The sequence below is a fragment of the Mycolicibacterium sp. MU0050 genome (assembly GCF_963378085.1).
Classification (GTDB): domain Bacteria; phylum Actinomycetota; class Actinomycetes; order Mycobacteriales; family Mycobacteriaceae; genus Mycobacterium; species Mycobacterium wendilense.
In genome coordinates, this window is sequence record NZ_OY726395.1 from 963,721 (window position 1) to 976,185 (window position 12,465).

15 protein-coding genes and 1 pseudogene are annotated in these 12,465 nt (G+C 67.1%); 5 read left to right on the forward strand and 11 right to left on the reverse strand.

Features of this window, described 5'->3' with window-relative positions; translation table 11 throughout:
* Positions 1-26 precede the first annotated feature (26 nt).
* Positions 27-1,022, forward strand: a complete 996-nt coding sequence (locus R2K23_RS04605) for a GNAT family N-acetyltransferase (RefSeq protein ID WP_316514656.1) — start codon at positions 27-29, stop codon at positions 1,020-1,022.
* Positions 1,022-1,846, forward strand: a complete 825-nt coding sequence (locus R2K23_RS04610; protein WP_316514657.1) for a shikimate 5-dehydrogenase — start codon at positions 1,022-1,024, stop codon at positions 1,844-1,846. The genes R2K23_RS04605 and R2K23_RS04610 overlap by 1 nt, the downstream gene beginning before the upstream one ends.
* 150 nt (positions 1,847-1,996) lie before the next feature.
* Here R2K23_RS04610 and R2K23_RS04615 read toward each other — a convergent pair whose 3' ends face one another.
* From R2K23_RS04615 to R2K23_RS04630, 4 genes are all read right to left on the reverse strand, one after another.
* A complete protein-coding gene (locus tag R2K23_RS04615) occupies positions 1,997-2,230 on the reverse strand; it encodes a hypothetical protein (protein WP_316514659.1) in 234 nt (77 codons plus the stop codon).
* A gap of 376 nt (positions 2,231-2,606) precedes the next feature.
* Entirely contained in the window at positions 2,607-2,927 is a 321-nt protein-coding gene (locus R2K23_RS04620) for a hypothetical protein (RefSeq protein ID WP_316514661.1), read from the reverse strand.
* Positions 2,928-3,253: 326 nt separating this feature from the next.
* Positions 3,254-3,535 carry a hypothetical protein gene (locus tag R2K23_RS04625; protein ID WP_316514662.1) on the reverse strand — a complete coding sequence of 94 codons (282 nt, stop codon included), beginning with the start codon at positions 3,533-3,535 and terminating at the stop codon, positions 3,254-3,256.
* 265 nt (positions 3,536-3,800) lie between these two features.
* On the reverse strand, positions 3,801-4,118 hold the full coding sequence (locus R2K23_RS04630; protein WP_316514664.1) for a hypothetical protein: 318 nt from the start codon (positions 4,116-4,118) through the stop codon (positions 3,801-3,803).
* Between the two features lie 214 nt (positions 4,119-4,332).
* On the opposite strand from R2K23_RS04630, the gene R2K23_RS04635 reads away from it, so the two are divergent.
* Both R2K23_RS04635 and R2K23_RS04640 read left to right on the forward strand, forming a co-directional pair.
* The gene (locus R2K23_RS04635; protein ID WP_316514666.1) at positions 4,333-4,992 is read left to right on the forward strand and encodes a DUF5642 family protein; all 660 of its coding nucleotides are present in this window, start codon (positions 4,333-4,335) and stop codon (positions 4,990-4,992) included.
* Positions 4,993-5,026: 34 nt separating this feature from the next.
* Positions 5,027-5,683 (forward strand): DUF5642 family protein, encoded by a 657-nt coding sequence (locus R2K23_RS04640; protein ID WP_316517048.1) that lies wholly within the window; start codon positions 5,027-5,029, stop codon positions 5,681-5,683.
* Between the two features lie 285 nt (positions 5,684-5,968).
* Here the strand turns inward: R2K23_RS04640 and R2K23_RS04645 are convergent, their stop codons facing one another.
* The 5 genes and pseudogenes from R2K23_RS04645 to R2K23_RS04665 form a co-directional block, all read right to left on the reverse strand.
* Entirely contained in the window at positions 5,969-6,904 is a 936-nt protein-coding gene (locus R2K23_RS04645) for a hypothetical protein (RefSeq protein WP_316514668.1), read from the reverse strand.
* An 18-nt stretch (positions 6,905-6,922) separates the two neighbouring features.
* A complete protein-coding gene (locus tag R2K23_RS04650) occupies positions 6,923-7,366 on the reverse strand; it encodes a hypothetical protein (RefSeq protein ID WP_316514671.1) in 444 nt (147 codons plus the stop codon).
* A 35-nt stretch (positions 7,367-7,401) separates the two neighbouring features.
* A complete protein-coding gene (locus R2K23_RS04655; protein ID WP_316514673.1) occupies positions 7,402-7,998 on the reverse strand; it encodes an alpha-ketoglutarate-dependent dioxygenase AlkB in 597 nt (198 codons plus the stop codon).
* A 29-nt stretch (positions 7,999-8,027) separates the two neighbouring features.
* A complete protein-coding gene (soxR, locus tag R2K23_RS04660; RefSeq protein ID WP_316514675.1) occupies positions 8,028-8,459 on the reverse strand; it encodes a redox-sensitive transcriptional activator SoxR in 432 nt (143 codons plus the stop codon).
* A gap of 41 nt (positions 8,460-8,500) precedes the next feature.
* Positions 8,501-9,262, reverse strand: a pseudogene (locus R2K23_RS04665) (class I SAM-dependent methyltransferase); the annotation flags it as partial.
* 185 nt (positions 9,263-9,447) lie between these two features.
* Here R2K23_RS04665 and arcA point away from each other — a divergent pair.
* Positions 9,448-10,662, forward strand: a complete 1,215-nt coding sequence (gene arcA / locus R2K23_RS04670; protein ID WP_396893528.1) for an arginine deiminase — start codon at positions 9,448-9,450, stop codon at positions 10,660-10,662.
* On the opposite strand, the gene R2K23_RS04675 is transcribed toward arcA, so the two are convergent.
* Both R2K23_RS04675 and R2K23_RS04680 read right to left on the reverse strand, forming a co-directional pair.
* Positions 10,659-11,495 (reverse strand): sulfurtransferase, encoded by an 837-nt coding sequence (locus R2K23_RS04675; protein ID WP_316514679.1) that lies wholly within the window; start codon positions 11,493-11,495, stop codon positions 10,659-10,661. The genes arcA and R2K23_RS04675 overlap by 4 nt on opposite strands.
* 79 nt (positions 11,496-11,574) lie before the next feature.
* Complete coding sequence (locus R2K23_RS04680) at positions 11,575-12,423, reverse strand: hypothetical protein (protein ID WP_316514680.1); 849 nt, start codon at positions 12,421-12,423, stop codon at positions 11,575-11,577.
* Positions 12,424-12,465 lie beyond the last annotated feature (42 nt).

The window sequence follows — 12,465 nt, forward strand, 5'->3', positions numbered from 1 at the left end:
TTGCGTCCGATCGGAAGGACATCGTCGTGGCCGAACTGATCACTCAGCGCGCCGATCATCTGTCGGGTTTGTCGGTCTTCGCCGACTGCTTCGGGGCGGACCTCTACGGGCTCGCCATGAGTCTTGAACCCCTGCGCCTGCAGTCGGGGGAAGTGCTGATGCGCCAGGGCGACACGTCGCACTTCTTCGCCATCCTGGCCACGGGATCCGTCGCGATCCGTCACGAGGGCGACAACGGCACGGCCATCGACATGACGGTGCCGGCCGGCGAGATCGTCGGTGAAATCGCCATGCTCAAGAACCAGCCCAGGGTGGCGTCGGTCACGGCGACCACCGAGGTGACGGGGTGGCGCGGCGGAGACGATGCCTTCGCCGAACTGATCCAACTACCCGGTGTGCTGCAAAAGCTGGTCCGCACGGCTCGGCAGCGATTGGCGGCATTCCTGACACCCATCCCCGTCGGAATGCGCGACGGGACCGATCTGCTGCTGCGGCCCGCGCTGCCGGGAGACAAGAAGATCGCGTCGCAGCCCCACATCGGGTTCTCCGCCGAGACGTTGTACCGCCGCTTCATGTCCTTTCGCGAACCGAATCAAGAGTTGCTGAGCTACCTGTTCGAGATCGACTATGTCGACCACTTCGTGTGGGTGATCACCGACGAAACCGACGAGGTGGTGGGCGACGCCCGATTCGTCCGGGACGAGGCCAATGGCACCACCGCCGAGATCGCCTTCATCGTCGCCGACGAGTACCAGGGGAGGGGGGTGGGCTCCTTCCTGATGAAGGCGGTGGCGATTGCGGCCGGCGTCGCCGGCGTGGAGTACCTCACCGCACGGGTGTTGAGTGAGAACCTGTCGATGCGCCGAATCCTCGACCGGTACGGCGCGCACTGGGAGCGGGAGGACCTGGGAGTGGTGATGACCGTGCTGCCGGTACCGGAGCGCAAACGCATCAAGTTGCCGCAGGACCTGGCGGACCAGATCGCCGTGGTGGCGCGCCAGGCCATTCAGGCGGTGGGGTGATGCCGCGCCCGCCTCTGAACAAGGACACCACGATGTGTATTTCGTTGGCGGCGCACCCGAGCAACATCGGCACCCGCTTCCACAACTACCTCTACGAGGAGCTCGGGCTGGACTTCCTGTACAAGGCGTTCACCACCAACGACATCGCCGCCGCGATCGCGGGCGTCCGCGCGCTGGGGATCCGGGGCGCCTCGGTGTCGATGCCGTTCAAGCAGGACGTCCTCGACCTGGTCGATCAGGTGGAGCCGTCCGCGCGTGCGATCAACGCGGTCAACACCGTCGTCAACGACGGCGGGGTGCTGACCGCCTCGAATACCGACTATCTTGCCGTCCAGCAGTTGATAGACGCGCACGGCCTGGCGCCCGATGCGACCGTCCTGCTCCACGGCAGCGGCGGCATGGCCAGCGCGGTGGGAACCGCATTTCGGGACAAGGGATTCCAGAATGGGGTGGTGATCGCCCGCAACCCGGAGGCGGGACCGGCGCTGGCGGAGCGGCTCGGCTATCGGTGGCGCCCACATGTCGGAGGGGCCACCGGGTCGATCATCGTCAACGCCACCCCGGTGGGAATGGCCGGGGCGGCAGACGAGGGCTCCAGCCCCTTCGAGGCATCTGTTGTCGAGGCGGCGGACACCGTGTTCGACGTGGTGGCGGTGCCGTCGGAAACCCCGCTGATCGCCAGCGGGCGGGCGGCCGGCAAGCGGGTGATCACGGGGGCGGAGGTGATCGCCCTGCAGGCCGCCGAGCAGTTCGAGCGCTACACCGGGGTGCGGCCGTCGGAAGAGCAGGTGGCCGCGGCTGCGGCGTTTTCACGCGCGCAGTAGACCCCGTGCCGGCCGGGCTGCTTTCGGTGACCGTCTCCGCTACCGGCGTCGCGCATGCCCGGTGCTGCCCGAGTCGGCGCTGAGCCGTACACAACGAAACTGCGGGGCGGCTGGTGGGCCGCCCCGCAGTGGGTTATCGTGCGCTGTGGTTCAGCGGGAGTAGACGGGGTGATTGACCTCGGTGTTGAACCGCTGCTTGTCGCGCTTGTCGACCTTCTCGGTGTTGTTCTGCAGCCGGGGGAATTCCTGGGGGCCGGCGCTGATCGAGATGGTGCTGTCGGAGGTGCTGCCGAGGGACGGGGTGGCGAGCGCCGGGGCGGCCAATCCGATTGTGAGAGCGGCCAGTCCGCTGGTGAGTGCTGTGCTGATCAGGATCTTCTTCATGGTGTTCTCCGCCTCTTCCTTGCGTTCCGTCGGTTGGTGACGGTGGAGTATTTTGCTTTCTGCACAATGGAACTCGGGCGGGACGGTTTTTCTTCCCGGTGATTTCAAGGTTGTCGCTGGACGGTGAAGCTTGGCGGAATGTTGTCGTCGCAGTGGCAGGATTGTGCGCCTACGGGGCCGTGGGCCTAGTTTCGCAACGCAATTGCCTGCTCCGTAGGTCGCTGTCTGATGCCCCAGAGTCAGACGCCTCCGGCTTTATTCGTCCGACGCGTCGGCGGCATCTGCCTGGAAAGTCGGGGACAACGAAATGCGGGGCGGCCGGCGGGCCGCCCCGCATTTCAGCGGTGACTGTTGAATGGTTTTGTCGTGCAGGCAGTTAGCGCCGCCCAACTATGGGCCCTAGCGGCAAAGATCCCGGTGACTGGCCCGGTGTAATGCCCGGGCTGCGAGACGGACGCGGGTTCAGCGAGTTGAGGTAGGGGTGGTTGACCTCGGTGTTGAAACGTTGCTTGTCGCGCTTGTCGACCTTCTCGGTGTTGTTCTGCAGCCGGGGGAATTCCTGGGGCCCGGCGCTGATCGAGATGGTGCTGTCGGTGGTGGCGTTGAGGGCCGGGGTCGCAACCGCGGGGGCCGCCAAACCGACTGTGAGAGCGGCCAGTCCGCTGGTGAGCACCGTGCTGAGCAGAATCTTCTTCATTGGATTTCCTGCCTCTTCTTCCGTTCCGTCTATGGCTGACGGTGGAGCATTTTTGCTTCTGCACACTGGAACTGGGAGGTGGAGGGTTTTCTTCCCGGTGATTCCAAGGTTCTCGACGGATCGCTGAAGTTGGCGGGATCTTGTCGCCACGGTGGCAGTTTTAAAGGGGCTGCGGCGGTACTCGCGATCGTGTGCCTGGCCCCAGGGACTGAGGACTCGAGGCGCTCGTGGATCTCCCCGGTTACGCCCGCTGGACAAAGTACGGGGCGCCCGTCTGGGCGCCCCGCAACGAAATGTGTTGATGCTCAGTCAAGTAGTGCCGTGGGTCACCGTCGTCCCACGATCGGACCACCCGGCACCGAGCCCGGCGTCACCCCCTGCTTGCCGATCGATTCCGGGATCAGCGAGTTGTAGTAGGGGTGGTTCACCTCGGTGTTGAAACGCTGCTTGTCGCGCTTGTCGACCTTTTCGGTGTTGTTCTGAATTCGGGGGAATTCTTGTTGCTCGGCGACCAGGAATCCGCCGCTCTCGGCGGGGCCCTCGACCAATGCTGCGGCGACGGCCGGCGCGGCCAGGCCGATGGTCAGCGCGGCTACGCCTGCGACCACGGCCGACCTGAATAATGACTTCTTCATTGTGTTCTCACCCTCTTCTTCTTTTGTGCCTCTGCTCTCCGCCCATTCAGCGGGGAGAAATATTCGTAGTCTGTTTCTTGCAACGCTTTTTCGGTGGGAATTCTTCCCGGTCTGTCGGTCTAGACGATTTCGGCGATATTTTGGTGCAAAATGGCAGCACAAAAATTCCAGAGATTCCTGGAGGATCCCGAATCCGGCCTGAACGTATTGCTATACAGTCAGTTTCATGACAGCGCTGTCAGCGCAGGCCGATAACCGGGCCAATCGAAACCCGACTGGGCAATTGGCCGGGAATTACGCTGGAATTTCCACTGGGCCGCGGGATCAGGGAATCGTTGTATGGGTGTTTGGCGATTCCGAAACTGCCGTACGGATGGCGGTCATCCTTTTCGTAATTGTGCGGGTCGGCCGGGGCCTTGGGGCCGTTGAGCATGACGCTGTCGCCGGGCTGCGGCGGTGCAGTCCAAGACGGTGCGGCGCTGGCCGGGGCGGCCATGCCGATGGTCACAGCGGCCAGTCCACCGGCGAGTGCTGAACTCAGCAGAATCTTTTTCATCGCATCTCCACCTCTTCTTCAATTCCGTCTGCGCTCCGCCGGCGGAGGACTTCGTGATCTGCACAGTGGAACCAGGTCGTGGAGGGTTTTCTTCCTGGTGATTCGAAGGTTGGCTGCATGTTGTCGGTGAGCTGGCAGAAACTTGCGGAAAACGGAGCGTTAACAGCCCGTTGTGGTACCAACAGGCATGCGGCTCCTGCCTGCCTTCGGTGTGATGGCCCTCTTGGCCGGGTGCGGCGCGCCGGTCGGACCGGACGGCGGCGCGGCGACGTCATCGACTCATGCCGCGGCGACCGACGGTGAGGCGGCCGTCGTCGACCCCGATCGCGTCAAGCGCGTTCGCAAGGATCTCCCGGCTGGGTACGAGGTCGGGGATGTCTCCGACGTCACCTCACCGGCGACGTTCTGGGGCATGCGCCCGGGTTGGGAGGCCGAGCCGGCCCGGTGTGCGGAACTGGTGAACGCCGCCGACGGCGGCATCGCTCGAGGGCTTGCAAGTTCCGGCGACGGCGGTCAACTCTATGTCGTCATCGCGGCGGCGCCGGGCGGCCGCCGGGTGGCGCCGGAGCCCGTTCTGATGGCCGGGTGCGGGGAGTGGGCAGCGTCGTTCGGGCGTTCGGTCGCCGCCGTCACGCAGGCGCCCGCCGCGCCGATCGACGGGGCCGACGGGACCGTCGCGATGGCCGTGTCGATTCGCACGCTGGTCGAGTCCGGGACCGAAACAGCCTCCGAGGCCCACACCTACATCGCATACGTGGACGCGGCCGTCATCTCGGCCACTCTCATCGTGGACCCGGGGTCGCCGCATCCTCCGTTGGCGCCGGACTACGCGGCGGATCTGTTGGCCAAAACGGTCGCCGCTGCGCGCGGTTAGCGGGCGCGGATGGGTAGATTGACGCCCGATGTCCATACATAGGGTGCAGGTTGCGGTGTTGGGTGTGGCGCTGCTGGCAGGTTGTGCCGGCGCGGAGGAGGCCGGGACTGCCGACCCGGTCGACATCGCCAAGATCGGCCAGGTCAAGTCGACCTTCGGGCCGGAGTTCGAGGTGACTGAGAAGTCCTCGGGCCTGGACCCGAAGATGCTGGAGAACCAGAAACCTCCGGAAGGGGTGAAGTTCGAGCCGGCCGCGTGCGCGGAGTTCGCGAGCATGCAGACGCTGCCGGCCGACCTCAAAGGCAATATGTCGGCGGTCATCGCCGAGGGTGCCGGCAATCGGCTGGTGGCCATCGCCTTGGAAACCTCGCAACAGGTCCCGCTGAACGACCCCACCGATGAATGTGCGAAGTTTTCCTATGCCGCGGGCGCGACGCGGGGCACCATCGAATCCGTGCCCGCGCCGCCGGTCGACGGGGTTCGGACAATGGGCGTGCACCGGGTGGTGCAGGCCGCCATCGACGGCAAGGTGCAGACCGGGGAGGTCTACAGCTACGTGGCGCAGTTCGGCGATTATCAGGTCATCGTCACTGCCAACCCGCTGGTGGTTCCGGACCAGCCTCCGGCGCCGGTGGACATCAAGCGCGCCGAGGCCCTGCTGGTCGACGCCGTCGCCGCGATTCGCGGCTAGTCCCACTGCTGACGCGCCTGCATCGAGAGATGCTGTGGCGATGTCGTTTTCGCGCTCGCCCGTCCTCTGAGCTCGTCCCTCGTCCTTTGGCCCGGCCGCCCCGCGCGGTGACTCGGCGGTGCTCGCCGCGTGCGGCCCGGCCGCCGGTTGCCTGATTGGCAAAGCTGGCCGTTCCATATTGATAATGATTGTCATTATCAATATGTTCGCTCCTCGAAGTGTGCGGAACGAGGAATAGGTGAGGTCGGCGCGGTGGGTAGAGCTTGGGGGCGGGTCGGGGTCCTTTCATCGACGGTGGTGCTCGTAGGTGCCTACGGCGCGATCGGTTCGCCACGCGATCCGGCGGTGGAGGCGCTGATTGCGGTCGCTGCCCCTCGGGAGGTCGCGGCTGCGGACACCCCTTTGGCCCTCGTTAGTCAGCACCGCCGGTTGTCGTCGGGCCCCGGGGACAGCGACGACGGCAGCAAGCGTCGCGGCGGCGACAAGGTGGACCGCCCTGCGGCTCGCGGTACGGAGCCCGCTCGGGAGGCGGCCGACCGAACTGACTCGGACGGGGAGGGCTCTGTGCGCAGGTTTGAGCGCAGCGAGCGTCGTGCCCCGGAAATTCGCGGTGGCCAGGGCCGCGACCCGCAGCGCACATTCGGCGAGCGACGAAACGTCAAGGATCGCGAGTGGTCCCGAGGTGGGGACGACCGCGGGCCGGACGCGGCCACTGGTGCTGAGGGCATCGCCGCGGTCCGCGGTCACCGGATCCGTGGGCTCGTGGGAGTTCATCGCGACGACGACGCCCACGACCACGGCCACGAGCATGACGGCGAGTTGGGGGACGACGGCGAGCTTGAACATGACGACGAACCTGGCGCCGGGGGTGGTGATGGGCACGATCACGACCACGGTGGCGACGACCGCGACCACGACGGTGACGGGCACGATCACGACGACGATGGCGACGGGCACGACCACGATCACGATCACGATCACGACGGTGATGGGCACGATCACGGCGACGGTGGTGATGGCGACGGGCACGATCATGACCACGGCGGCGGGGGCCACGACCATGACCATGGCGGCGGTGGTCACAATCATGACCACGGTGGCGGGGGCCACAATCATGACCATGGCGGCGGTGGTCACAATCATGACCACGGTGGCGGGGGCCACGACCACAGCCATGGCCACGCCGGTAAAGGGCTCGAGCACGGGCACGACCACGCGCACGGACACGGGTTTGCAGCGCTACTGGGCGGTCACGCTCATGACCACGTTCATGCGGCGGCGTTCTCCGACCATGACCACGGTGCGCCGGGGCATGACCACAGCCATGGCCACGACGACGCGGCGCACGACCACGACCATGCGGCGCACGGCCACGATGCCGACCACGACCACGACCACATGCACGGCCCCGGCGGCGCCGATGGTCACGATCACACCGCCGACCACGGCCACGACCACGACCATGACCACGCCCATGACCATGATTACGACCATGGCCACGAGCACGGCGGTGCCGAGAAGGTGGTCGACGATCCGGAGGCGCGACCCGCCGGCGCGGAGACGCCATGGGCTTCGCCGTTGTTGTGGACAGTCCTCATCGCTGCGCTCGGCGCCCTGGTCTTGGGCGGTCGCTGCCTCGTCGGCGCGCTGGCGGGCAACGCCGAGATCGCGCGGCGTTGGCAACGCCTGCGGAACAGGACGAAGTAGCCCGTCGGCGTCTAACGCACGCCCCGTGGGCGGAACTGGATGCTGATCCGCGGTCCGACAGGCCGGGCAGTTTTGGGGATGGCGTGCTCCCAGGTGCGCTGACACGAGCCGCCCATCACCAGGAGGTCGCCGTGCCCGTGCTTGATCCGCAGGGAACGCCCGCCGCCGCGCGGACGTAACGCGAAGGTGCGGGCGGCGCCGAGGCTCACGATGGCCACCATGGTGTCCTCGGAGCTGCCGCGGCCAAAGGTGTCGCCGTGCCAGGCGACGCTGTCGTTGCCGTCGCGGTATAGGCACAGGCCCGCCGTGGTGAACGGTTCACCGAGTTCACCGGCGTAGATGTCGTTGAGCCGACGGCGTAACTGGCTGAGGGCGATATGCGGCGCCGGCTTGTCGACCAGGTCGTGGTAGCTCAGCAGCCGTGGCACGTCCAAGGCGCGGTCGTACATCTGTCGGCGTTCGGCCCGCCACGGGATGGTGGACAGCAGTTCGCCGAACAACTCGTCGGGGGCGTCGAACCAACCGGCGCGAACGTCGATCCACGCCCCGTGAGCCAGCCGTCGTCGCTCGGCGTGGTCGAACAGGCCTCCCTGTACCGCCACTGTCACGCAACGCAGTCTATCGCACACACGTTCGATCAGAGGCGAACCGGGCCCGGGCCTTTTTCGGACAGCATGTCGTCGGGGTTGGACAGGGTGCAGCTCTTGAGGCTGAGGCAACCGCAGCCGATGCAATCGGCAAGGTTGTCGCGCAGGCGCTGCAGATGCAGGATGCGGTCGTCCAGGTCTTGGCGCCATCCGGCGGACAGTCGGGCCCAGTCCCGGCTGCTTGGCACGCGGTCGCTGGGCAAGGTGGACAGGGCCTGTCGGACGCGCGCCAGCGGAATGCCGAGGCGCTGGGACATCCGGATGAACGCAACCCGGCGCAGGGTGTCGCGGGTGTAGCGGCGCTGGTTGCCCGAGGTGCGCCGAGAGGCGATCAGCCCCTCGCGTTCGTAGAAATGCAGTGCCGAAATCGCCACGCCCGCGCGAGCCGCGAGTCCTCCGGGCGTCAGCTCCTGGGTGCCCATATCTCTCAACGATAGTTGAGGTTGGTTTCAGCGCCCAGGGTTCACGGCATCGGTTCGGCCGCGATGACGTAGTCGTCGCCGTGACACAGGCCATCCTCGCGCTCGCACAGCGCAAGCGCTCGCCCGCGGAGGTCGTCGATGTAGCTGTGCATCGCGGTGCCCAGTTCGTTCGACGAGAAGCGCGCCAGGCGGTTGAGGCACATGTCCAATTGGCTGTGGATGTACCGCTCGCGGTAGCGGATTGGGAAGCGCCGGCTGTCCACCATGCGAAACCCGGCCAGGCCCAACTGGCGCAGCATCCAGTCCAGCGGGTACTCCCGGTACGGTCGCTCGCCCGCGAGCAAAAGGCACGCATCACGAACGCGACCGATCTCCCAAATGATCCGGCCGCTGGGGGTTTCGGGCTCGAACTGCACGTAAGGTTCCAGGCCGATGACATAGAGCCTGCCGCGTTCGGCAACCAGGGGCCGCAGCCGCTCGAACACGCGGTCCTGCCAATACGGCGCAAATCCCTCGATGGCCCCGACCAGATAGTCGACGAGCACAGTGTCGAAGGTCTCCCCGGTCAGCAGGCTGTCGTTGATCCAGTTGCCCACCAGGAGGCGATCCTGCGGACGGATTTCGCTGTGCAGGGCGCCGCGGATGGTGTCGGACATGCCGTGGGCGGCGGTGATCGCGGTCCAGCGCTCGGTGGGCAACGTCAGAATCCACTCCAGCGATTTCACGCCGGTGCCCGCGTCCAGCAGGCTGCCCCACGGCCGATCTCCCTGAAGTTCTTCGACATAGGTGAACAGCGACGAGATCTTGGACGTGTTCGCCACCAGTGGACTCCGTTTCGTCTCGACGTCGCTGGACTTCGGCCGCCCCCGGCGACGCGCGAGGTCGATGGTAGCGACGAAAATCCATTATTGAAAATCATTGTCGGTAAGGCGACGCGGAGGGCGTGTCCGCGCCGCTGGCTCCGGATCGGGTGGCTTCGGGCGCTACGGTGCTAGATGTGGGTGCCCCGGCGCTGAGCGTCAATACCGAGGTCGGAACGCTGCGCGCGGTCATCCTGCACCGCCCGGGCGCCGAGCTTCAGCGGCTGACGCCCCGCAACAGCGACCGGCTGCTGTTCGACGGGCTTCCGTGGGTGGCCCGCGCGCAGGAGGAGCACGACGCGTTCGCCGACCTGTTGCGGTCCCGCGGGGTCGAGGTGCTGCTGCTCTCGGATCTGCTGAGCGAGGCGCTGGCCAGCGGGGCGGCCCGGATGCAGGGCATCGCGGCGGCCATCGACGCCCGGCGGCTGGGTCTGCCGTTGGCACAAGAGCTTTCGGCGTACCTGCGTACCCTCGAGCCCGAGCCCCTGGCCCACCTGCTGATGGCGGGCATGACCTTCACCGAGATCCCGCTGGTCGACAGCGAGCTCTCCCTGGTGCGGCGCATGCACCACGGCGGTGATTTCGTCATCGACCCGCTGCCCAACCTGTTGTTCACCCGGGACTCGTCGTTCTGGATCGGGCCGCGGGTGGCGATCACGTCGCTGTCGCTGCCGGCGCGGACCCGGGAAACCTCGTTGACCGACTTGATCTACGCGCACCATCCGCGGTTTCTCGGGGTGCGACGGGCCTACGAGTCGCGCTCGGCTCCGGTCGAGGGTGGCGACGTGCTGCTGCTCGCGCCCGGTGTGGTCGCCGTCGGGGTCGGCGAGCGCACCACGCCGGCGGGCGCGGAAGCCTTGGCGCGCAGCCTGTTCGATGACGATCTGGCACACACGGTGTTGGCGGTGCCGATCGCTCAGGAGCGCGCCCAGATGCATCTGGACACGGTGTGCACCATGGTCGACGTCGACGCCGTGGTGATGTATCCGAACGTGGTGGACACGCTGTCTGCGTTCACCATTCGCCGTGTCAACGGCCGAATCCAGATCGACGACGCGGAGCTCTTCGTTCGGGCCGCCGCCAAGGCGATGGGCATCGACCGACTGCGGGTGATCGACACCGGGCTGGACCCCGTCACGGCCGAGCGCGAGCAGTGGGACGACGGCAACAACACTTTGGCTCTCGCGCCGGGCGTGGTCGTGGCTTACGAGCGCAACGCGGAAACCAATGCCCGGCTGGAGGATTCGGGTATCGAGGTGCTGCGGATCGCCGCCTCGGAGCTGGGCACCGGCCGCGGCGGTCCGCGCTGCATGTCCTGTCCGGCGGCGCGTGACCCGGTCTAGCCCGTCGCAACCGGCCGGTCCGGCTCCGAACTCCATTGCGACCACGACCCCGGGAACAACGCGGCATCCACCCCGACGGCGGCCAACGCCGCAACAGTCACTGCGGCCGTCACCCCGGAGCCGCAGTACACCGCGACCTCCGAATCGGCGCGTACCCCCAACTCCTCGAACCACCGGATCAGATCCGCGTCGGGGAGCAAGGCGCCGTCCTCGCCCAGTAGCGCCGTGCTCGGTGCGTTGAGCGCCCCCGGGATGTGGCCCGCCACCGCGTCGACGGGTTCGACGTCACCTCGATAACGCTCCGGGGCCCGGGCGTCCAGCAGCACCGCCGCGGCTGCGGCCTGATCGGCGGTGACCGTGCGGCGGGCCGCGGCGTAGAGGTCGTCGTGCGCCACGGTGACATCACCCGGCTCGGGAGTTACTGCACCGGAATGCAACTCGCCCTGCCACGCGGAGAGTCCACCGTCCAGGATGTGCACGTCCGGGATGCCCGCCGCGGTCAGCACCCACCACGCGCGCGACGAACCGGCGCGGTTCCAGTCGTCGTAGACCACCACCGGAACCCCGCTGCGCATGCCCCACCGGCGGGCCGCCGCCTGCAGTGCCGGCCCGGACGGTAGCGGATGACGACCCCGTCCGGGCACGCAGTGATCGGTGAGGTCGTCGTCGAGCGACACGTACACCGCCCCGGGCAGATGCCCGCGTTCGTAGGCCGCAGTGCCGTCGGGCTGGGCCAATTCCCAGCGCACATCCAACAGCGTGGTGGGCTCACCGGCATCGAGGCGGCGCGCCAACTCGTCGGCGCTGATCAGGACATTCTCGCGATTGCTCATCACCGCTCGCCTCCCGGGCCGAAAATGCATTGAGGGCTGTGGGATTGGCCCTACAACGACCCTAGCCGCAATCTGGGCGCTACTGGCGGGGCGCCCAGCCTCGGTGCGCGAAGGCCTGCTGCACCCGATGGAGGATGAACCGCCGGCTGTGCTCGGCGAGGACGTGCAGGTGGATCCAGCCGTTGCGCGTCACGAGTTCATTGCGGCCGACGTCGTGCACGTAGCGCGAGCGGTCGCTGCGATGTTGGTCGCCGTCGTAATCGAGGCCGATCTTCGGCTCCTCCCAGCCCATGTCGAGGTAGGCGTTGTTGAACCCGTCGCTGACCCGAATCTGCGTGGTGGGCCGGGGGAAGCCCGCATCGAGCAGCAGCAAGCGCAGCCAGGTCTCCTTCGGCGACTGTCCGCCGGGGTCGAGCAGTGGGAGGACACGTCGGGCAACGGCCACATTGCGCGCGCCGGCGTAACGGTCCCCGAGGATCAACGCGTCCGCGCTCTGCATGCCGGTGGCCCGCGCCAGCGCGTCGAGGTGGCTGACTGCGTGCGGGCGGTCGAGATGGCGGGCCAGATCCAAGGCTGTGCGCGCCGGACTGGTCACCTGCATACCGCGGATCGTGGTGAGCTCGTCGGAGGCGACCCGTTCGTTGCGGGCGACGATCCCGGCGGGCGGCCGGCCGCATCGCCACAGCAGTTCGATGGGGGTGCGGGGTTTGACCCACAGGGCTCCGTGTAGTGCTGCGGCGGCGCGTCCCGCGATCACCGCGCGCCCGCCCGACCACAGCCACGCTGCCGCGATGCGCGCGTCCAGCGAAACCGCGCTGCGGGCATGGACATAGACATTGGGAAAGATCGCCCGGTAGTTCCACCGAAGTTGGGCGCGGGTCAGGGCACCGCTCGCGAGCGCTTGGCTGCCAAGGAATGGTCGGTTCATGGCGGCAGCGTCCGGGGCGGGGCCGACGGCGGGCCTCGAGAT

Bases quoted from the DNA above. Each gene is read 5' to 3' on its own strand.
- R2K23_RS04620 (WP_316514661.1), bottom strand. From the start codon at position 2,927: ATGAAGAAGATTCTGCTCAGCACGGTGCTCACCAGCGGACTGGCCGCT.
- R2K23_RS04680 (WP_316514680.1), bottom strand. From the start codon at position 12,423: ATGAACCGACCATTCCTTGGCAGCCAAGCGCTCGCGAGCGGTGCCCTG.
- R2K23_RS04610 (WP_316514657.1), top strand. From the start codon at position 1,022: ATGCCGCGCCCGCCTCTGAACAAGGACACCACGATGTGTATTTCGTTG.
- soxR (WP_316514675.1), bottom strand. From the start codon at position 8,459: ATGGGCACCCAGGAGCTGACGCCCGGAGGACTCGCGGCTCGCGCGGGC.
- R2K23_RS04630 (WP_316514664.1), bottom strand. From the start codon at position 4,118: ATGAAAAAGATTCTGCTGAGTTCAGCACTCGCCGGTGGACTGGCCGCT.
- R2K23_RS04615 (WP_316514659.1), bottom strand. From the start codon at position 2,230: ATGAAGAAGATCCTGATCAGCACAGCACTCACCAGCGGACTGGCCGCT.
- R2K23_RS04635 (WP_316514666.1), top strand. From the start codon at position 4,333: ATGGCCCTCTTGGCCGGGTGCGGCGCGCCGGTCGGACCGGACGGCGGC.
- R2K23_RS04675 (WP_316514679.1), bottom strand. From the start codon at position 11,495: ATGAGCAATCGCGAGAATGTCCTGATCAGCGCCGACGAGTTGGCGCGC.